At 68.4% G+C, this 18,707-nt stretch carries 23 protein-coding genes and 1 pseudogene; 15 read left to right on the forward strand and 9 right to left on the reverse strand.

Annotated features, from left to right (window positions below; genetic code table 11):
• Positions 1-61: 61 nt before the first annotated feature.
• Positions 62-1,078 carry a LacI family DNA-binding transcriptional regulator gene (locus AC3EO4_RS44995; RefSeq protein WP_379567730.1) on the forward strand — a complete coding sequence of 339 codons (1,017 nt, stop codon included), beginning with the start codon at positions 62-64 and terminating at the stop codon, positions 1,076-1,078.
• A 91-nt stretch (positions 1,079-1,169) separates the two neighbouring features.
• Here the strand turns inward: AC3EO4_RS44995 and AC3EO4_RS45000 are convergent, their stop codons facing one another.
• A complete protein-coding gene (locus AC3EO4_RS45000) occupies positions 1,170-1,772 on the reverse strand; it encodes a hypothetical protein (protein ID WP_431901960.1) in 603 nt (200 codons plus the stop codon).
• Positions 1,773-2,230: 458 nt separating this feature from the next.
• Here AC3EO4_RS45000 and AC3EO4_RS45005 point away from each other — a divergent pair, with 458 nt between their 5' ends.
• Both AC3EO4_RS45005 and AC3EO4_RS45010 read left to right on the forward strand, forming a co-directional pair.
• The gene (locus AC3EO4_RS45005; protein ID WP_379567734.1) at positions 2,231-2,932 is read left to right on the forward strand and encodes a helix-turn-helix domain-containing protein; all 702 of its coding nucleotides are present in this window, start codon (positions 2,231-2,233) and stop codon (positions 2,930-2,932) included.
• Between the two features lie 58 nt (positions 2,933-2,990).
• Positions 2,991-3,551 (forward strand): dihydrofolate reductase family protein, encoded by a 561-nt coding sequence (locus AC3EO4_RS45010; protein ID WP_379567736.1) that lies wholly within the window; start codon positions 2,991-2,993, stop codon positions 3,549-3,551.
• A 466-nt stretch (positions 3,552-4,017) separates the two neighbouring features.
• Here AC3EO4_RS45010 and AC3EO4_RS45015 read toward each other — a convergent pair whose 3' ends face one another.
• The gene (locus AC3EO4_RS45015) at positions 4,018-4,404 is read right to left on the reverse strand and encodes a DUF998 domain-containing protein (protein ID WP_431901965.1); all 387 of its coding nucleotides are present in this window, start codon (positions 4,402-4,404) and stop codon (positions 4,018-4,020) included.
• 74 nt (positions 4,405-4,478) lie between these two features.
• Here AC3EO4_RS45015 and AC3EO4_RS45020 point away from each other — a divergent pair, with 74 nt between their 5' ends.
• Positions 4,479-4,760, forward strand: coding sequence for a transposase (locus tag AC3EO4_RS45020; protein WP_431901966.1), 282 nt, complete (start codon positions 4,479-4,481; stop codon positions 4,758-4,760).
• Here the strand turns inward: AC3EO4_RS45020 and AC3EO4_RS45025 are convergent.
• Positions 4,654-5,012, reverse strand: a pseudogene (locus AC3EO4_RS45025) (transposase); the annotation flags it as partial. The gene AC3EO4_RS45020 and the pseudogene AC3EO4_RS45025 overlap by 107 nt on opposite strands.
• On the opposite strand from AC3EO4_RS45025, the gene AC3EO4_RS45030 reads away from it, so the two are divergent.
• Positions 4,969-5,220 (forward strand): hypothetical protein, encoded by a 252-nt coding sequence (locus tag AC3EO4_RS45030; RefSeq protein ID WP_431902036.1) that lies wholly within the window; start codon positions 4,969-4,971, stop codon positions 5,218-5,220. The pseudogene AC3EO4_RS45025 and the gene AC3EO4_RS45030 sit on opposite strands and share 44 nt — an antisense overlap.
• A gap of 56 nt (positions 5,221-5,276) precedes the next feature.
• On the forward strand, positions 5,277-5,852 hold the full coding sequence (locus tag AC3EO4_RS45035; protein WP_379567740.1) for a TetR/AcrR family transcriptional regulator: 576 nt from the start codon (positions 5,277-5,279) through the stop codon (positions 5,850-5,852).
• A 9-nt stretch (positions 5,853-5,861) separates the two neighbouring features.
• On the opposite strand, the gene AC3EO4_RS45040 is transcribed toward AC3EO4_RS45035, so the two are convergent.
• Genes AC3EO4_RS45040 through AC3EO4_RS45055 form a run of 4 tightly spaced genes read right to left on the reverse strand, consistent with a single transcriptional unit; the run spans position 5,862 to position 8,104 of the window.
• On the reverse strand, positions 5,862-7,007 hold the full coding sequence (locus tag AC3EO4_RS45040) for an agmatine deiminase family protein (protein ID WP_379567742.1): 1,146 nt from the start codon (positions 7,005-7,007) through the stop codon (positions 5,862-5,864).
• A 34-nt stretch (positions 7,008-7,041) separates the two neighbouring features.
• Positions 7,042-7,668, reverse strand: a complete 627-nt coding sequence (locus AC3EO4_RS45045; RefSeq protein ID WP_431901970.1) for a cytosine permease — start codon at positions 7,666-7,668, stop codon at positions 7,042-7,044.
• On the reverse strand, positions 7,656-7,916 hold the full coding sequence (locus AC3EO4_RS45050) for an agmatine deiminase family protein (RefSeq protein ID WP_431901973.1): 261 nt from the start codon (positions 7,914-7,916) through the stop codon (positions 7,656-7,658). The genes AC3EO4_RS45045 and AC3EO4_RS45050 overlap by 13 nt, the downstream gene beginning before the upstream one ends.
• Positions 7,913-8,104, reverse strand: coding sequence for a hypothetical protein (locus AC3EO4_RS45055; RefSeq protein ID WP_379572309.1), 192 nt, complete (start codon positions 8,102-8,104; stop codon positions 7,913-7,915). The genes AC3EO4_RS45050 and AC3EO4_RS45055 overlap by 4 nt, the downstream gene beginning before the upstream one ends.
• A 130-nt stretch (positions 8,105-8,234) precedes the next feature.
• On the opposite strand from AC3EO4_RS45055, the gene AC3EO4_RS45060 reads away from it, so the two are divergent.
• Positions 8,235-8,705 carry a DUF418 domain-containing protein gene (locus tag AC3EO4_RS45060; RefSeq protein WP_431902024.1) on the forward strand — a complete coding sequence of 157 codons (471 nt, stop codon included), beginning with the start codon at positions 8,235-8,237 and terminating at the stop codon, positions 8,703-8,705.
• A gap of 60 nt (positions 8,706-8,765) precedes the next feature.
• On the opposite strand, the gene AC3EO4_RS45065 is transcribed toward AC3EO4_RS45060, so the two are convergent.
• The gene (locus tag AC3EO4_RS45065; protein WP_431901976.1) at positions 8,766-9,329 is read right to left on the reverse strand and encodes a TetR/AcrR family transcriptional regulator; all 564 of its coding nucleotides are present in this window, start codon (positions 9,327-9,329) and stop codon (positions 8,766-8,768) included.
• A 133-nt stretch (positions 9,330-9,462) separates the two neighbouring features.
• Here AC3EO4_RS45065 and AC3EO4_RS45070 point away from each other — a divergent pair, with 133 nt between their 5' ends.
• From AC3EO4_RS45070 to AC3EO4_RS45105, 8 genes are all read left to right on the forward strand, one after another.
• Positions 9,463-10,455, forward strand: coding sequence for an agmatine deiminase family protein (locus tag AC3EO4_RS45070; RefSeq protein ID WP_431902026.1), 993 nt, complete (start codon positions 9,463-9,465; stop codon positions 10,453-10,455).
• Positions 10,456-10,537: 82 nt separating this feature from the next.
• A complete protein-coding gene (locus AC3EO4_RS45075) occupies positions 10,538-12,166 on the forward strand; it encodes an ABC transporter substrate-binding protein (protein ID WP_431901978.1) in 1,629 nt (542 codons plus the stop codon).
• A complete protein-coding gene (locus AC3EO4_RS45080; protein ID WP_431901979.1) occupies positions 12,163-13,116 on the forward strand; it encodes an ABC transporter permease in 954 nt (317 codons plus the stop codon). Before AC3EO4_RS45075 ends, AC3EO4_RS45080 begins: the two co-directional genes overlap by 4 nt.
• Complete coding sequence (locus AC3EO4_RS45085) at positions 13,113-13,970, forward strand: ABC transporter permease (protein WP_431901981.1); 858 nt, start codon at positions 13,113-13,115, stop codon at positions 13,968-13,970. The genes AC3EO4_RS45080 and AC3EO4_RS45085 overlap by 4 nt, the downstream gene beginning before the upstream one ends.
• Complete coding sequence (locus AC3EO4_RS45090; RefSeq protein WP_431901982.1) at positions 13,967-14,953, forward strand: ABC transporter ATP-binding protein; 987 nt, start codon at positions 13,967-13,969, stop codon at positions 14,951-14,953. Before AC3EO4_RS45085 ends, AC3EO4_RS45090 begins: the two co-directional genes overlap by 4 nt.
• The gene (locus AC3EO4_RS45095) at positions 14,946-15,785 is read left to right on the forward strand and encodes an ABC transporter ATP-binding protein (RefSeq protein WP_379572302.1); all 840 of its coding nucleotides are present in this window, start codon (positions 14,946-14,948) and stop codon (positions 15,783-15,785) included. The genes AC3EO4_RS45090 and AC3EO4_RS45095 overlap by 8 nt, the downstream gene beginning before the upstream one ends.
• Before the next feature lie 43 nt (positions 15,786-15,828).
• Positions 15,829-16,596 (forward strand): urease subunit gamma, encoded by a 768-nt coding sequence (locus AC3EO4_RS45100; RefSeq protein WP_431901984.1) that lies wholly within the window; start codon positions 15,829-15,831, stop codon positions 16,594-16,596.
• A complete protein-coding gene (locus AC3EO4_RS45105) occupies positions 16,593-18,266 on the forward strand; it encodes an urease subunit alpha (RefSeq protein ID WP_431901987.1) in 1,674 nt (557 codons plus the stop codon). Before AC3EO4_RS45100 ends, AC3EO4_RS45105 begins: the two co-directional genes overlap by 4 nt.
• Here AC3EO4_RS45105 and AC3EO4_RS45110 read toward each other — a convergent pair.
• Positions 18,254-18,631 carry a hypothetical protein gene (locus tag AC3EO4_RS45110; RefSeq protein ID WP_379572299.1) on the reverse strand — a complete coding sequence of 126 codons (378 nt, stop codon included), beginning with the start codon at positions 18,629-18,631 and terminating at the stop codon, positions 18,254-18,256. The genes AC3EO4_RS45105 and AC3EO4_RS45110 overlap by 13 nt on opposite strands.
• Positions 18,632-18,707 lie beyond the last annotated feature (76 nt).

An 18,707-nucleotide genomic window follows, 5' to 3' on the forward strand; every position in this document is an offset into this window, starting at 1 on the left:
CCAAATCGATTTGGCACCGCAAGAGGGCGTGCCTAATCGATTTGGCACTATGCTGGCGGGCATGGCCTCCCCACCGCGTCCGCGCATCCGCGACGTCGCAGAGGTCGCCGGAGTCTCAGCGACCACGGTCTCCCATGTCCTCAACGGCAAGGGCAGAGTCGACGAAGCCACCCGCGCTCGTGTCATCGCCGCCGCCGAACGCCTGGGCTACCGCCCCAACAGCACGGCCAAACGGCTGCGCTCAGGCCGTGCCGACACCATCGGCCTCCTCCTGCCGTTCGGCGCCGCCGCCGAGCACGCCCAGCACATCCTGGCCGTCGAGTTCTACCTGACACTGGCGATGAGCGTCGTCGAGGCCGCCTTCGACCACGACCAGGCCCTCCTACAGCTCCCGCCCCTGCGCGCACCCGAGGACCTGCGCCGCTTCGTCGTCGACGGCGCCATCGTCGTCGACCCGCTGCCCGCCGACCCCCGGCTGCGCCTGTTCGACCAGCTGGGCCTGCCCACGGTCACCGTCGGACGTGACGCCGCCCGCCCCGCCGACCCCTGGTGGGTGGCCACCGACAGCACGGCGGGTACCCGCGCCGTCCTCGACCATCTGGCGGCCGCCGGCGCCCGCCGTATCGCCCTGCTGACCGTCGACATCGAGTGGTCGTGGTTCGTCGAGGGCAGGCGCGCCTACACCGCGTGGACGCACGACCACGGGATCGAGCCGATCACGATCCTCACCCGGCCCGACAGGCTCGACAGCAGCGCCGTCGAAGCCGCCACCGCGGCCCTCGACCTGGAACCCGACGCCGTCTACGCACCACCCCAGTGGCTCGCCACCGGATTGCTGAAAGCCGCCAAGGAGCGCGGCGTCCGCGTCCCCGACGACCTGCTGGTCTCCGTAGGAGTCGACAGCCAGCTCGCGCGCACCGGCGAGCCGCCGCTCACCGCCCTCGACCTCGCCCCGGTCAGGACCGCGCGGGAGGCGGTCGACCTGCTCGTCCAGCGCATCGAGGGTCGCGCGTCCGGCGGCTCGCGGCTCATCCCCGCCGAGCTGAGGCCCCGCCGGTCGAGCACGCCCAGCGGGTGAGACCGGGTACGACCGCCCCGACCCGCTCACCCCCGGGACTGTCGACGGACACGACGGTGGGGACACTGTCCCTGCCGATGATGTCATCCGTTCAGGTCATCCAGTTTGCCCAACTGGTCCCGACGGGCGCCGGCTCCGGCTCTCGGAAGTGACAGAGTCGCGGCGCCGCTCGGCGATTGCTCGGCGGTACTCGCTGATCGCTCCGCCGAGTATCCGGCGGCGTCCGAGGCGGCGTCTTCAACACCGTGATGCCCGCGGCGGCGAAGATCTCATCGAAGACGGTGGTGAACTCGGCGTCCCGATCGCGGATAAGAAGGCGGAACGACGCCGCTCGCTCGCCAAGGTCGATCAGGAGGTTGCGGGCCTGCTGAGCGGTCCACGCGCCGGTCGGGTGGCAGGTCACACCCAGAATGTGCACGCGCCGGGTATGGACCTCCATCACGAACAACACGGACACGCGCTTCAGAAAGATCGTGTCAACATGGAAGAAATCGCAGGCCAGAAGCCCCTTGGCCTGGGCACGCAGGAAGGCCCGCCAGGAAGTATCGAGATTTCGAGGCGCCGGGCTGAAGCGGCGTGAGCGCAGCACGCGCCGCACGGTCGCCTCGCTGATCTGGTAGCCGAGCCGCACCAGTTCCCCATGCGCGCGACCGTAGCCCCACGCGGGGTTCTCCCGCGACACGCGAATGATCAAGTTCCGGATCTCCCGGCTCGTCCTTGGACGCCCGGGCCCATGCGGGTAGGTCCAGGTCCGGCGGAGTAGCCGACGATGCCAAGCCGGCAAGGTCGCCGGGGTGACCAGCCGATGGGCGCAGCACCGTCGGCAGCCACCGGGCCAGCGCCGCGAGAACGGCCCGATCTGCCCAGTCCGGCTTCGGGCATCCGTTCTGACGCCGCAGCACCGCCACCTCGTGACGCAGCACCATGATCTCAACGTGCTTCGACGCTTGGCTGCGGCCCAGCAACATCAGCCAGCCGAACACCCGGAGCACGATCAGATAGAGCAGGCGGACGAGCACAAGACGCGATCTTTCCTGCGGGGGATGCACCCAGTCAAACCGCAGGTGAGAGCCGTCGTGGCGGAGCTCACCGTAGCTTGATCATTTCAATTGTCAATGAGCGAGTTACCCCATCTCGTGGCACACTGCGCGGATGGGGTTGGAGGTCGAGAGCCGGTCGTCTGATTCGCCGTACATCGAACGGGTGTGGCGGAGCCGAAGCTTCGCGGTCGATCAGATGGCCTCGGTGGCGACGCCGTACTGGGACCTGGTCTTTTGGGAGCACCGCGGCCACGTCAGCACGTCCGTCCAAGGGCCGGAGTCGAAGGCGAGCACCGCCCCGGTGCCCGAGGACGCCACCTTCTTCGGGATCGTGTTCTCACTCGGTAGCTCAATGCCCCACCTGCCGGTCCACAGGCTCGTAGACAGGTCCATTGTGATCCCCGGCAGTACGCGCAGATCCTTCTGGCTGAAAGGATCCACCTGGCGCCGTCCCGACTACGACAACGCCGAGGAGTTCGTCCGACGGATGGTGCGCGAGGGCGTTCTCGAGCGAGACCCTATCGTCGCCGCGGCCCTGGACGGCGACCCGCCGGAGGTGTCGGAGCGCACCCTCCAGCGGCGGTTCGCCGCGTCCACCGGACTCACCCGCGGAGCCATCCGGCGGATCGAGCGCGCCCGGCAGGCCGCGGTCCTGATCCAGGAGGGCGTGCCGCCCCAGGGGGTGATCGACCGGCTCGGCTACTTCGACCAGCCGCACCTGGCGCGGTCGCTGACCCGATACGTCGGGCACACCGCCACGCAGCTCAGCGACCCGGACCCGGTGAAACCGCTGTCGCTTCTGTACAAGACCTGAGCCCGCCTTACGGTCTACCCTCTTCCTCACCAACCCCAGCGGTCATAAGGAGCCAGCCATGGCTAAGATCATTTCTAACTTCTTCATCGCTCTGGACGGCGTGGTCGAGTCCCCCGACCAGTGGCACTTCCCGTACTGGAACGACGAGATGGGCGCCGCCGTCCAGGCTGGCATGGCCAACTCGGCCGGCATGCTGATGGGCCGCAAGCTGTACGAGGAGTGGGCCGCCTACTGGCCGACCGCCGAGGTCGACGAGGAGATTTCCAAGATCATGAACGGCTCCCGCAAGTGGGTCGTCTCCGGCACGCTGGACAAGGCTGACTGGTCCAACACCACCCTCATCCAGGGCGACTTGGTCGCCGAGATCCGCGCGCTCAAGGAGCAGGTCGACGGTGACATCCACATGTCAGGCTCCGCGACGACCGTGCGCTGGCTCCTCGCCAACGGACTGCTCGACCAGCTCAACCTCCTCGTCCACCCGATCGCCGTCGGCCACGGGCAGCGCCTGTTCGAGGACTCCCCTACGCACACGCTGAAGCTGGTCAAGTCTGAGGCGTTCGAGACGGGAGTGCTCAACCTGAGCTACGTCCCGGCCGCCGGCCGACCTGCCGCGCCGTAACGACCCCCTCCGGCTCCTGGCCCCACCCCCTGCGGCCTTCCCTCCACGATGCGGCCCTCGCTGAGGTCGGAGCAGCCGAGAATCAGGCCCTGCCGCCCCTGCTCTACCAGCCGGTACGGCTGCACGCCCACCATGTGCACCCCGTGCTCGGCGATGGCCGCCATCACCTCGGCCTCCGGAGGCCGTCGGGCAGTCAGAACACCAGGTGGAGGCCAGCGGCGACGCCGGTTGGGCTCTGGCTCCAGCATGTGTACGACCAGCTCGGCTGCTGCACTGGTAGATCAGCCGAATGCACCGCAGAGGCTTGTCGAGCTCTGCGGGTGCCGATCACTCATCCGGCCGGGGCAAGCCGCATGGTGGTGCTTGGCGCCGGCCAGGCCATACATCAGCAGGGGCGATCGCGCGAGGGCGATGCTCGACGCGGTCACCGGCCCCGCCACCTTTGGACACGCGGTCGGGTGCAGGATCAGACAGGACGGGCGTCGCGACAAGAGCAAGGGTGCGCGCCGTCGGCCCCATCTCCACCTCGCCCCTCCATGAGGGCGTTCTGGCGGCGCAGACGGGCACCGGCGGCGGTGATCCAGGCGACTCCGACCAGGAGGGCGGTGGTTTCGAGCAGTCCGGCAGGTGCGGGCCGGAGCACGTCCTGGACGTCCATGCGGAAGGCGAGTCCGACGGTGATGGCGAAGGTGATGAGCAGCGCACCCGACCAGCGTGAGTAAGCAACCCATCCCCTGCTGCCGGCGTGCAGGCCTCGTGCCAGGACGAACGGCGCGGCCGCCGGTGCGGCGAACAGCACCAGGCCGGCCAGCCCGTGTATGCGGCCCGTGGTGGCGACCTGTACCGCGGCCAAATGCGGCTGCGACGGCTCTGAGCTGGCACTCCCCCTTCTAGCGTGGAGACCTGACCTAAGGAGAAGGTTGGGTCGTGGGAGAGACCAGACGCAGGTTCGATCCGCATTTCCGGGCGGGTGCGGCGCGCATCGTGCGGGAGACAGGAAAGCCGATCGCGCAGGTCGCAAAGGATCTGGGCATCAATGCGGGCACGCTGGCCAACTGGGTGCAGATGGACCAGCCGGCCCGCGAGCAGGACACCAACGGTGGTCAGCGCGATGCACCGTCTTGTGGACTCCGCGTCGTATCCGCTTGGTCGTCAGCTCGGCTAACCAGCGTTCCACCAGGTTCAGCCACGAAGAGCCGGTCGGGGTGAGGCGAAGGTGTAACGCGGGTGCGCCAGCAGCCACTTCTTGATGGCGGGCGTCTTGTGGGAAATCGTGGATGGCCCACTCGGGCACCCCGGGCATCATTGGCAACACAGGCTGGGCGCGATCCAAAGCCTGGATCTGGGACTCTCGTCCACGCATGGCGCCGGCGCCCGCTCCGGCGGATCCAGGTACAGGCCGTCCACGTCATGCATCTTGTCGACCAAGAACGGGCCGGTAGACAGCTTGAACGTCTCCGAGCAGACCGTCTCGCGCGACACCCCGACCTGGTCCGCGATCACCTGTGGTGGAGACTGGGAAACCGTCCTCGCCGACAGCTTCACGCGCCAGGATCAGCCTGGCCCTCAGCGCCAGGTCCTGGGCACCCTTGCGCCGCCATACCCACCACTCAAGCTCGGGATCCCGATCGGGACACGCAGCCGCACGGATGTCGTCAGCCTAGAGTGATACTTATTGAAGTTTCAGTCAACGATGAGTGTGTGATCAAGGTAACGTGAGGTGCCATGTCTGAGCGTCAGCAACTGATCCTCGAAGCAGCCGTCCGGGTGATCGCCCGTGACGGCGTGCGTGGCCTGCGGGTGGAGAAGTTGGCCGCCGAGGCCAAGGTGTCGACCTCGTTGATTTACTACCACTTCGAGAACCGGGCCGGCCTGATGCGGCGCACCCTGGAGTTCGTCAGCGAGCGGGCCGGGCGCTACACCAAGGACGCCCTGGAGCAAGGCGAAAACCCGCGCGCCCAGATCGAGTTGCTGCTGACACTGGAGCTGCAGGACACTCCCTCTGTCCGGGAGAACAGCTCCGCCTGGGGTGAGCTGCGGGCCAGCGCCACCTTCGATCCCGACCTGCGCGAGCCGCTACTGGCCGCGACCCGCGAGTGGGTCGGCGACTTGGTCGCTTTGGTCGAGCAGGCCCGCGCCGCCGGTCTGGTCTCGGCGAAGGTGGAGCCAGTGGACGCCGCCGAACGTCTCACCTCGCTGGTCGAGGGATTGAGCGAGCGGTGGCTGAGCGGCACGATGAGCCTGGAGCGGGCGCAGCGGCTGCTGTCAGGGGCGATCGAAGTCGAATTCGATCGCCCCTGAAGTCCGTTGTCAGGGCTGTGGCTCCTGCATCGTGACGCAGTGCGCGCCACCGCCGCCGTTGCCGTACAGGTTGTCGAGGTTGAGCTGAACCACCGGGCGGCTGAAGGCGCCCTCGATCGCCGTCTTGGCCGCCGCGTCCTTGGCGGTGTCGCCGAACTGCGCGGTGATGATGGCCTGGTTGGTCACCGTCCAGTTCATGTAGGAGCTGAGGAAGTCCTTGCGCTTGCCGGCAGGGATGCGGGGCAGTGTGTCGGGGCCCTCGATGGTCAGCACCTGCAGCCTGCGTCCGCGGGCGTCGGTCGCGTTGACCAGGGCGTCGTGGATGGCCTGCGCGTTCTCGGTCCACACGTCGGGGCGGACCGCTCCTGCCAGCTGCACCATCACCACGCCAGGCGCGATGTAGCGGGCGGTGCCGTCGATGTGCCCGTCGGTGACGTCCTGTCCGGTGACGCCCGGCACCCAGATCATCTTGCTGGCGCCGAATCTGGCCAGCAGTTCGGCCTCGATCTGGGCGCGGGTCTTGCCGGGGTTGCGGTTGGGGTTGACCCAGCAGCTCTCGGTGGCGATCAGCGTGCCGTCGCCGTCGTACTCGATGCCGCCGCCCTCGCCGACCACGCCGGCCTTGGCGAACGGCAGGCCGAGGTGGGCGGTCAGGTTCTGTGCGAGCGTGCGGTCGTTGTTGTAGGCGGAGGCGGGGATGCCGTAGAAGCTGGTGGCGTTCTCGCCCCAGGCGTTGAAGTTCAGGCCGACGGCGTCGCGTCCGCCGGCGCCGTTGACGCGGAACAGCGGACCGGTGTCGCGTATCCAGCAGTCGGAGACCGGGACCGAGCTGATGACGGTGACGGTGGGGCCGCACATCGTGCGCGCCTTGGAGGCGTTGGTGGAGCCGTTGGCGCACATGATCACCGGTTCGTACTTGGCGATCTCCCTGGCCAGCTTGGCGATGTCCGATTGGATAATGGAAAGCAGGTTGCCCCAGATCGTCGTGCTGTGCGGCCAGGACATCCAGCTCCGCTTGTGCGCTACCTCCTCGCCGGGCACGCGCCAGGTGGCGGCCAGTGCCGGCGCGGCGTCGCCGAGCACGTGCGCCGCGGTCAGTCCCGCAGCGGCCAGGCCGGTCCGGGCGAGCATCGCCCGGCGGGTCAGGTCATTCATGCTCCTGTTTCCTTTCGGTTGGGGGTGGGAGCGCTCAGTGCCGTGGTGCCAGCAGGCCCTCCTCCTGGACCATGCGCCGCTCGGTCGCCAGATCCAGGCCGCGGGCGAAGAGCAGGTAGAGGCCGCCGGCCACGGGCAGCCCGACGAACAGGGAGTAGTCGACGCCGTCGAGAGCAGCGGCGATGGGGCCGGTATACAGGCCCGCGATGACCATGAAGGGCATCATCGCTGCCAGCCCGAACAGGTAGGCCAGGTTGCCGCGCCAGCCCCAGCGGCCGTAGATCCCGTGCGGGTTGAAGATCTCACGGACGACGTACTGGCCTTTGCGGACGAAGAAGTAGTCCACCAGGTTGATCGCGGTCCAAGGGATGAACAGGTAGGTCAAGATGACCACGACGTTGGCGTAGAACCAGTTGAAGTGTTCGACGCCGACGAAGTTGGCAATCGAACCCACCGTGACGAGCATGACGCCGATCGTCACGACCCGGATCGTCCTGGTGGGCGTGACCGGACGGAAGGAGTCGACGATGGAGATCATCGTGAGGCTTCCGCCGTACTGGTTGATGGCCATGATCGACAACAGGCCGACGAGTAGAGCGGCGATCGCGATGACACCGAACCCCGCCGCCAGGCGGTCGGCCGCCAGCTTCAGCGCGGCCACTTGATCAGGGTGCCCTCGCCGTCGACGGTGATCGCGCCACCCTCCAGCACCATCTCCGAGCGGACGGCCTCGACACCGAGCCGGTCAAGGATCAGCGAGGCGACCCTGTCGTCGGAGTCGTAGGGCGTGTGCTTCTCACCCCAGGCGTTGAACCGGAAATCCACCCCGACCCGGTCCCCATCGCCGGTCAGAGTGAAGATCGGTCCCGAGTCGCGCAGCCATGAGTCGTCGATCGGCAGCCCGATCACCTCGACGCTCCCGCCGCAGGCGGCGCGGGCATCCTCACCGACATCACGATCAGTAGATTCGCCGAGCGGGACGCCCCCGGTGACGCGGTGACCGAGCTGGAGCGGGCGGGAAATTTTGGCCGCTGGAGCAGCACGAGGCGTTCGTCGAGGACGCCCGAGCCTTCTTCGCCGCCCTCTGACCTCCCCATCTAGAACCCGGGAACCGGCCCGGCGGTGCCCGGGTCTCCCGCCTCCCCTGGCCGGCTGCTGGGCTTCGGCGCCGGCCTGCCCGCCCCGGTCATTTTCACTTGGTCGAACAGCGCTTCGGACGCCTGACAGCTGGTCGGCCTCGCGGTAAACGGCCTGGCCTCGCCGCTCCTGTCGGACGCCTACGTGGTCACGCTGCTCCAGCGGGTCAGGCGCTTCCCCGCGGTGGGCGCTGTCCTGTCCAACCCCGGTCGGCTGGCGGCGTCCAACCACATCGGCCAGTCGGTGCTGACGTGCCTGCTCTTCACTGGGTACGGCCTGGCGCTGGGCGGCAGGCTCGCGCCGATCGCGGTGATGGGCGTGGCCGTGGCGATCTACGTGGTGCTGGCGGCGCTGAGCGCGTGGTGGCTGCGGCGCCACCGCCATTGCCCCATCGAGTACGGCCTGCGCGCCCTGAGAACGTGCGGTGACACGGGTGGTGCCGCGCGGGTCCCGGACGAGGGGAAGGGCCTGGGGCCCGCGCAGCCCTGGCGGGTCGGCCACACCATCAGGCAACCCTCACTCGGCCGGCAAACTCAGCTCGCCCATGGCGCCCTCGCCTGATCGAGTTCTTGATGAAAGAGTCAGTCAATTCTGCTAGCGGGTACGGCTCGCAGGCGCCGACTAACTCGTCCTCAGGGCTTCGCCGAGCTCGGCGGCGATCGCGCCACGGAGCAGGTCGCGGGCTCGCTCCAAGGTGATCGAACCGCTGAGCCATCGCTCGCTGAGTCCCTCAACCAGGGCGGTAAGGCGTTCGGTGGTGTCCATAGGGTCCAGGTCAACGGCGGTCACCGGACCCGACTGCGTGCGCTCCACCAGTTCGGCGATGTCGTTGATCCACTGCCGGGTCGACGTGCGCATCTGCTCCTGCAGGTCGGGCTCGAAGATGGCGCTGGCTCGCAGTTCGCCCCAGGCGATGCTGTTCTCTCGCCCGGGGGGTACGTCCTGCAGCTCGAGCATCAGCGCGTGCTCCAGGGCTGCACGCGGCTCGCCCTTGGAGGAATCGTCGGTGTAACGGCGGGCGCGATCGTTGACGAACTCCAAGGTTCGGCGCAGCAGCCCGGCGCGGTCTCCGAAGTGGTAGTAGATCAGCGCGGTCGAGACTCCTGCTTCTGCGGACAGCTCCCCGACGCGGAGCCCGCGCACACCGCGGCGGGCAATGACCCGGATCGCGGCCTCAAGGATCAATACCTGACGATCTGACACATCGCCTCACGTGACTGGGAATTTGCCTTGCGAGTATTGACCAAACTTTCAGTCAGCACGACTATAGCGCTGACTGAAATTTCAGCCAGCAGAAGGGATTGCCATGCGGACGCGAATGCCGGCCGAGTGGGATGCGCATGAGGGTTGCCTGATGGCGTGGCCGACCCGCCAGGATCTGTGGGGGGACGTGCTCGCCGAGGCCAGGGCCGAGTACGCCGCGACGGCTCGGGCGATCGCGGCCTTCGAACCGGTCACCATGGTGGCCAGACCGGACCAGGTCGAGGATGCCCGCGCCGCCTGCGGCGGGAGCGTCGAGGTGATCGGGCTGCCGATCGACGACTCATGGCTGCGCGACTCGGGACCGATCTTCACTCTGACCGGCAATGGTGACCGGGTCGGGGTGGATTTCCGGTTCAACGCCTGGGGTGAGAAGCACACGCCCTACGACTCCGATGACAGGGTCGCCTCGCTGATCCTTGACCGGCTCGGTGTCGAGGCCGTCCGCTCGGAGATGGTGCTGGAGGGTGGCGCGGTCACCGTCGACGGCGAGGGCACCCTGATCACCACCGAACAGTGCCTGCTCAACGCCAACCGCAATCCGCACCTGAACCGCCACGAGATGGAGGCCGAGCTCCGTGGCCTGCTCGGCGTCGAGAAGATCATCTGGCTGCCCTACGGCGGTCTGCTGGATACCGAGACCGACGGTCACGTGGACGGGGTCTGCGCCTTCACGGCGCCCGGCACCGTGATCATTTCGCTTCCCTCGGACCCGGCGCACCCCGACCACGCTCGGATGCGTGCCAACCGGGCGGTGCTGGAGGCCGCAACCGACGCCCGGGGCCGCAGGTTGAAGATCGTCGAGATTCCGCACAGCGCTTTCGTGACGGTCGACGGCGCGGAGACCGAGGTCAGCTATCTGAACTTCTACATCGCTAACGGTGGTGTGGTCGTGCCGGTCGCCGGTGTTCCGGCGGATGACGGTGCCCTGGCGGTCATCGCCGACGCCTTCCCTGATCACAAGGTCGTCGGGGTGCGTGCACGTGCCGTCGCCTTCGGCGGCGGGGGTGTGCACTGCATCACCCAGCAGATCCCCGCGCCTCGCCCGTGACGGCACCGACCGGCCGGCGGATGAGCGCGCGGGGGTGAGCTCGTCGACCGTCTCCACTGATCCACTACCTAGGGAGCCCTCCGTGCGCAGACCTTCGAAGCCGCACTACGTGGCGGCAGCCGCCGCTCTTTCACTCCTCCTCGCTGCATGCAGCGGCACCACGGCGACCAGCACCCCTGGCGCTGGGGCCTACACGCTGTCGGCGAGCACCCCGCTGCCCAAGGGGGACATCGCGTCGTTCACCTGGGGGCTGTACGCCGAGCCTCCTGGCCTGGACTACATCTACGCCTTCGACTACCCGCAGAACATGATCCTGTCGAACGTCTGCGAGAGCCTGATGCGGTGGACTCCGCAGCTCACCATGGAACCGGGCCTCGCCACACAGATGGAAAACCCTGATCCGCAGACCTTCGTCTACACCATCCGGCCGGGCGTGAAGTTCCACGGAGGCGGTGAGATGACCGCCGACGATGTCGTCTACAGCATCCGCCGGCATCTCGATCCTGCCTTGGGGTCGTACTGGAACAAGGCAGTCGGCAACGTCGACTCGGTCACCAAGACCGGTGCGATGCAGGTCACCGTCAAGCTGAAGCGCCCCGACGCACTGTTCCCGCAGTGGATGGCGACTTCGGCCGGCACCGTGGTGAGCGCCAAGGCCGCCAAAGCGATGGGCAAGAAGTTCGGCACCGCCGACGGCGGGCTGGACTGCACTGGCCCGTTCAAGCTCGGCACCTGGACCAAGGGCCAGTCGATAGACGTGGACCGCTTCGACGGCTACTGGGGGAAGCGGGCCAAGGCCGGCAAGGTGACCTTCCGCTTCATCCCCGATATCGCCGCCCGGACCACCGCCATGGTCACCGGGGAAACCGATGGCGGCTACCTGATCACGCCCGACAGCTACGCTCGGCTGGAGTCCAGCGGCAAGGGCAAGCTGTACTTCGGCAAGAGCCTGACGACGGTCAACCTGGGCGTGACCAACCTCAAGGGCGCCGTGGGGGACGTCCGGGTCCGCAAAGCGCTCATGCTGGCTCTCGACCGCCAGGGCTTCCTCAAGACGGGCCTCGGCGGCCTCGGCTCTGTCTCCGCCGCACCGGCCTCACGCGATGCCTGGCAGGGGGTTCCCAAGGCGACGGTCGACGCCGCGTACAACGGTCTGGCGCCGGCCACTCGGGATCTCGCGCAGGCCAAGCAATTGGTCCAGCAGGCCGGCGCCACCGGTAAGAAGGTGGTCGTGGCGACCAGCCCGATCGGGCCGGACGTGTCGCTGCTGGCCACCGCCGTACAGGCGGCGGGCACCGAGATCGGCCTGAACGTGGAACTCAAGACGATCGCGCCCGACGCCTACACCGCCCTGTTCTCCGACCCAAAGGCGCGAGAGGCCGTGGACCTGTTCCCCAACACCTACTACCTGTCCGTCACCGACCCGCTGGCGAACTACTCGCTCTTCCGCACCGGTGACTTCGAGAACTACACCGGATTCAGCGACCCGGCCTATGACAAGCTCGTCGATCAGGCCCTCGCCGAATACGACCCGGCCAAGCGGGCGGTGCTGACCGCGCAGCTGCAGAAGCTGGAGACGGACCAGGCCCTGTGGATACCGGTCGCCGAGTGGCCCACCACCATGTTCCTCAATAACAGGATCACCGGCGCGCCGACCAGCATCTCCTACATGTACTACCCGTGGGCGGCAGACGTGGGTGCGGCAGGATGATCGCCGGTTTTCTGATGCGACGGCTGGTGGGGCTGGCCGCCACCCTGGTGGCCGCCTCGTTCCTGGTGTTCGGCGCGGTCTACCTGGCTCCCGGCAGGCCGGAGACCTTCCTGCTCGGCGGTCGCGCGGCCAACCCCGAGGCGCTGGCGGCGATCCGCGCCCAGTACCACCTGGACGACCCGTTCCTCATCCAGTACGGCAAGTGGCTGGGGCGGATGGTCGCCGGCGATCTCGGCCAGTCGGTGCAGTACCGCAGCCCGGTGCTCGGCCTGATCGAGGCGAGGCTGCCCAGCACCCTGCTGCTGATCGCGATGGCAGCCGTACTCGTCGTGGTGGTCGGCGTAGGCCTCGGCTGGGTCAGCGCGGTGCGGGGCGGCGGCGCCGACTCGGCCATCCTGGTCGCCACCACCGTGGCGCTGGGAACTCCATCGTTCGTGGCGGCGATCGTGCTGCTGTGGTTGTTCTCGGTGAGGCTCGGCTGGTTCCCGACGATCGGCAGCGGCCACGGCCTGGGAGACATGATCTACCACCTGGTCCTGCCATCCGTCGCGTTGTCCCTCTATTGGATCGGCGTCCTGACCCGGGTGACAAGGGCATCGATGCTTGACCAGCTCGGAAGGGAGCACGTAGAGGTGGCACGCAGTCGCGGCATCCCCGAACGGACGGTGATCCTCCGGCACGTCCTGCGCAACGCGCTCGGCCCGATCACCACCATGAGCGGCTTGACCATCTCCGGGCTGGTGATCAGCACCGTGCTGGTGGAATCGGCGTTCGGCCTGGGCGGGCTGGGAGAGCTCCTGGCCCGCTCGGTGTCGGTCAAGGACTTCCCTGTCGTTCAGGCCGTCTGCATGCTCATCGTGGCCCTGTTCGCCTTGATCAACCTGGTCGTCGACCTCCTGTATCCGTTGATCGACCCGCGGGTCGGACTCAGCACGGAGAGTTCGCGATGACGGCGACCGCGCTCATCCGCCGCCCCGGGCTCAAACACCTTCGAACCCGGCGGAACTGGCTGTACCTGACCTGCCTGGGATTCGCCGGCCTGGTGGTCGTCATCGCGCTGGCCGCCCCGTGGCTGGCGCCCGCAGACCCCAACGCCACCGACCTGGGCGCCGCGCTGACCGACCCGTCGCCCGGCCATCTGCTCGGCGTGGACGGCTCTGGCCGCGACACCCTGTCCCGGCTGCTCCTGGGAGCGCGTACCTCACTACTCGGCCCCCTGGGAGTCGTGGCCTTCTCCACCCTTCTCGGCGTCGCCGTCGGGGTGACCGCCGGTTGGCGCGGTGGATGGATCGACATCGTCCTGTCACGCGGCAGCGAACTGCTGCTGGCCTTCCCGGGGCTGTTGCTGGCGATCCTGTTCGTCGCCCTTTACGGCGACGGCCTCATCGCCCCCGTCATCGCACTGTCGCTGGCATACCTGCCCTTCGTCAGCAGGCTGGCCCGCAGCCTCACCATCAGCGAACGCCAGCGCCCCTACCTGGCGGCCTACCGGGTTCAGGGGTTCTCCGGCCTGTCGGTATGCGTGCGACATCTGATCCCCAACATCGCACCTGTCGTCCTGGCACAGTCCACGGTCAATTTCGGGTACGCGCTGCTCGATCTGGCGGCGCTGTCCTACCTCGGTTTGGGCGTCGCACCGCTGACGCCGGACTGGGGGTCGATGATCAATGCCGGGCAGACTGCCCTCCTGCAAGGCAAACCGCTCTCGGCCATGCTTCCCTGCGCCGCGATCGTCTTGACGGTCGTCGCCTTCAACGTCGTCGGCGAGCACTGGGCCGACCGGGTTGCCAGGAGGGAGCGATGAGCGTGGAAACGAACGTACTGGAGATCGAAGGGCTCGCCCTGCATCTGCCGCGCACCGCCCGCCCGGTCCTGAACGGTGTCGACCTCACCGTCGGCGCCGCCGAGATCGTCGCGCTCGTCGGTGAGTCAGGCTCAGGCAAGTCACTCACGCTACGGGCGGCGCTGAGGCTGCTGCCCCGCCAGGCCACCGTGCGAGGATCGATACGGATCGCCGGCGAGGACGTGCTGACGATGACGCCCACCCGCCTGCGAGACCTGCGGGCCGGCACAGCCTCTATGGTCTTCCAGGACCCGCGGGCGGCCATCAACCCGCTGCGGCGGATCGGGGACTTCCTCACCGAGAGCACCCGCACCAACCACGCGGTCGCCGACGAGCTGGCGACGGCGCGGGCGCGGGAGCTGCTCGCGGCCGTCGGGCTCACCGACAGGGTCCTGCTCCAGTACCCCCACGAGCTGTCCGGCGGCATGCTCCAACGGATCGTGATCGCCTCAGCGCTGATGAGCGATCCGCGACTGTTGTTGTGCGACGAGCCGACCACCGCGCTGGACGTCACCACGCAGGCCGAGATAGTGGCGCTGCTCGCAAGGATACGGAGGCGATTCGGGACCGGGGTGCTCTTCGTCACCCACGATCTCGGGCTGGCCGCCGCGATCAGCGATCGGGTGTTCGTCATGTACGCGGGGAGAATTGTCGAGCACGGCCCAGCCGACTCGCTGTTCGGCGCGCCCCGCCATCCCTACACGGCCGCGCTCCTGGCCTCCACGCCGAGGCTGGAGGCGCCCAGCGCCCGGCTTGCCGCCATCTCCGGCCAACCGCCCGACCTCCACACCGAGCTGACGGGCTGCCCATTCGCCGCCAGGTGCCCGTATGTGATCGACCGCTGCCGCGCCGAGCGACCCGAGCCGGAAGAGGGCGTCGCCTGTCACCGGGCCGGGGAACTCGTCCTGAGCGCCCTGCTGGAAGGAGACCGCTGCGATGGATGAAGCGCCGCTGAAGGCCGGTGGCTCGCCGCGTGCCGAACCCATCCTACGGGTGAGCGGGCTGCGCAAGGCATATGGGACGGTACGCGCCGTGGAGGACGTCTCGTTCGCCCTGAACCAGGGCCGCTCGCTGGGCATCGTCGGGGAGTCCGGGTCGGGCAAGACCACCACCGCCCGGATCATCGTCGGACTGGAGTACGCCGACGCCGGGCAGGTGATGGTGGCCGGCCACGACCGCGCGGTGGGGAGGCAGCACGGCCGCGTCGCGCGGCTGAGGCGGGCCCGGGAGGTGCAGATGGTCTTCCAGGACCCTTTCCTATCTCTGGACCCGAGGATCACCGTGGGTGCCGCGCTGCGCGAGACCCTCAAGCTGCACTTCCCCCGCGACGACTGCGACGGCCGCGTCATCGAACTCCTCGACCAGGTGGGCCTCGGCGAGAGGACGGCCGCGGCACTGCCCCGCGAACTGTCGGGCGGCCAGCGGCAGCGGGTGGCCATCGCCCGCGCCCTGGCTGTGGAACCCGCCGTACTCGTGCTCGACGAGGCAGTCGCGGCGCTCGACGTCTCGGTACAGGCCCAGATCCTCAACCTGCTGGGCGACATCCGCGAGCAGACCGGCATCAGCTACCTGTTCATCACCCACGACCTGGGCGTGGTCCGCTGCGTCACCGACGACGTGGTCGTCATGTGGCGCGGCGCCATCATCGAACGCGGCCCCACCGACCAAGTCCTCGCCACACCCGAGCACCCCTACACCCGGCTGTTGCTGGACTCGGTGCCCCACCCTGGCTGGGACCCGGACCAGGTAGCCGCCGATCGCCGCGCCCTCGCCTGAAACGCGCGGCGATGTACCTCACACCCGACTCCAGGAAGAGCTCATGCGTCTCACCCCTACCGAGCAGGACCGGCTGCTCCTGTTCACCGCCGCGGAACTGGCCCGGACCCGGCGAGCACGCGGATTGCGGCTCAATGTCCCCGAGGCGACCGCGCTGATCGCCGACACCGTGTGCGAGGCCGCCAGGGACGGTGCGCGACTGGCAGAGGCGATCGCCGCAGGACGGGCGGTCCTCGAAGCGGACGACGTGCTGCCTGGCGTGGCCGACATCGTCGCCGAGATCCAGGTGGAGGCGGTGTTCGAGGACGGGACCAGGCTGGCCGTGGTGACCGACCCGATCGGCTCCGGCTCGCTCGGCACGCTCGCGCCCGGGGCGATCGTCGCAGGCGGCGGACAATCCACCGTGGCCAAGCCGGTGGCGACCGTCGAGGTCACCAACACCGCCGAGGTGCCGATCAGCGTCACCTCCCACTTCCACTTCTTCGAGGTCAACCCGAGGCTGCGCTTCGACAGAGCGGAGGCTTATGGGAGGCGGGCGGCGATCCCGGCCGGGTCCACGCTGCGCTTCGACCCGGGGGCCACTGTCGCCGTCCAGCTGACACCTATAGGCGGCGCGCGGGTGGCCGTGGGATTCGCCGGGCTGGTCGACGGCCCGCTCGACGCCCCGGGAGCTCGCGAGGAGGCGCTGCGGCGGGCCCGTGCCTGCGGTTACCTCGACCTGCCCTCAGACACCGGATCCCACACCCACTCCACTTCCGGTGAAGAAACCCGTCCCGGAACCCCGCGCAGCGACAGGGAGATCGCATCATGACGCTGGACGCCTTCGAGTACGCGGCGGTACACGGGCCGACCACCGGCGACCTGGTACGGCTGGGCGACACCGGCCTGGTCGCCCGGGTGGAGCATGACGCGCAGCGACCAGGAGAGGAGTTCCTTGCGGGCTTCGGCAAGACGGCCAGAGACGGCATGCATCTCAAGGCCGCCGCCGTACGCGACACCTGCGACCTGGTCATCAGCAACGTCCTGGTGATCGATGCCCTGCTCGGGATCCGCAAGACCTCCATCGGAATCCGGGCCGGGCGGATCTGCGCCATCGGCCGGGCCGGCAATCCCGACACGCTCGACGGAGTCGACATCGTCGTCGGCACCGGCACCACGATCGTCTCGGGAGAAGGGATGATCGCCACGGCCGGTGCCGTCGACACCCACGTCCACCTGCTCTCCCCCCGGATCATGCAGGCGTCCCTCGCTTCCGGCGTGACCACCATCATCGGCCAGGAGTTCGGCCCGGTCTGGGGGGTCGGCGTCAATTCGCCGTGGGCGCTGCGGCACGCCTTCAACGCCTTCGACGCCTGGCCGGTCAACATCGGTTTTCTCGCCCGTGGCTCCTCCTCCGACCCCGCGCCGCTGGTCGAGGCGCTGGCCGAGGGCGGCGCCTCAGGGTTCAAGGTGCATGAGGACATGGGCGCGCACACCCGCGCCCTGGACACCGCCCTGCGGGTCGCCGAAGAATACGACGTTCAGGTCGCGTTGCACTCTGACGGGCTCAACGAGTGCCTGTCGGTGAGCGACACTCTCGCCGTCCTGGACGGGCGGACGATCCACGCCTTTCACATCGAAGGGTGCGGTGGTGGTCACGTCCCCAACGTCATGCGGATGGCCGGCGTGCCCAACGTGATCGGCTCCTCCACCAACCCCACCCTGCCGTTCGGCCGCGACGCCCTCGGCGAGCATTTCGGGATGATCGTCAACGCGCACGGTCTCAAAACCGACCTACCTGGTGACGCGAGCATCGCCCGTGACCGGATCCGGGCCGGCACGATGGGCGCCGAAGACGTCCTGCACGACCTTGGTGTCATCCCCATCACCTCCTCTGACGCCCAGGGCATGGGCCGGGCGGGGGAAACCGTCCGCCGGACTCTCGCGATGGCCGCGAAGATGAAGACCGAGCTGGGGGCCGAGGGCACCGATGACAACGACCGGATTCTCCGCTATATCGCCAAGCTCACCATCAACCCGGCGATCGCCCACGGCCTCGCCCACGAGATCGGCTCGATCACCGTCGGCAAGCTGGCCGACATCGTGCTATGGCGCCCGCAGTACTTCGGGGCCAAGCCGCAGCTCGTCCTCAAGGCCGGGTTTCCCGCCTTCGGTGTGACCGGCGACCCCAACGCCTCCACCGACGCGTGCGAGCCGCTCGTGCTCGGCCCGCAGTTCGGCGCCCACGGGGCCACCGCCGCCGACCTGTCGGTGGCCTTCGTCAGCCAGGCTGCTGCGGCCGCATCCGACCTCATGCCCACCCGCCGCCGCCGGGTGGGCGTTCGCAACACGCGCGGCATCGGGTCCTCGGCGATGGTCCACAACAACCGTACGGGACAGGTACAGGTGGATGTCTCTACCGGCAGGGTCACCCTCGACGAGGAGCCTATCTCTTCCCCGCCCGCCCAGAGTGTCAGCCTCAACCGGCTCTACTTCCTGTGAACGGCCATGTCGGAGAACCGGACACTGATCCTGGAGGCTGCGATCCGCCTCGTCGGCGAGCACGGCCTGGCGGGGCTTGAACCCCAGGTTTCTCGCCGCCGATCCCGGGTGTTTACGAGACCGCCCAGACCTACACCGGCGAAGCCGCCGCCATTGCCCGGGTCAGCGAGCGGGTCGTGTTGGTCGCACATCGGCAACCGCTCGTCTCGCTCGCGGAAGCCGGAGATCAGCTTGAGCGACTCGTTGGTGATGCCGTGGCTGCCGAAGCCTGGCCGCTCCCCGCGCACGGCGGCGATCTCCGCGACCTCGGTGATGAAGACCAGCACCCGTTCCGGCTCGGCGACCCGCGCGAACGCGTCGCGCAAGCTCCCGCTCGCTCACCTCGGAGAGCAAGGTGGTCCATTTGTCGGTTCGCTCTCGCAAAGGCCCGCGCAGTTCGAT

This window comes from Nonomuraea sp. bgisy101 (assembly GCF_057708945.1).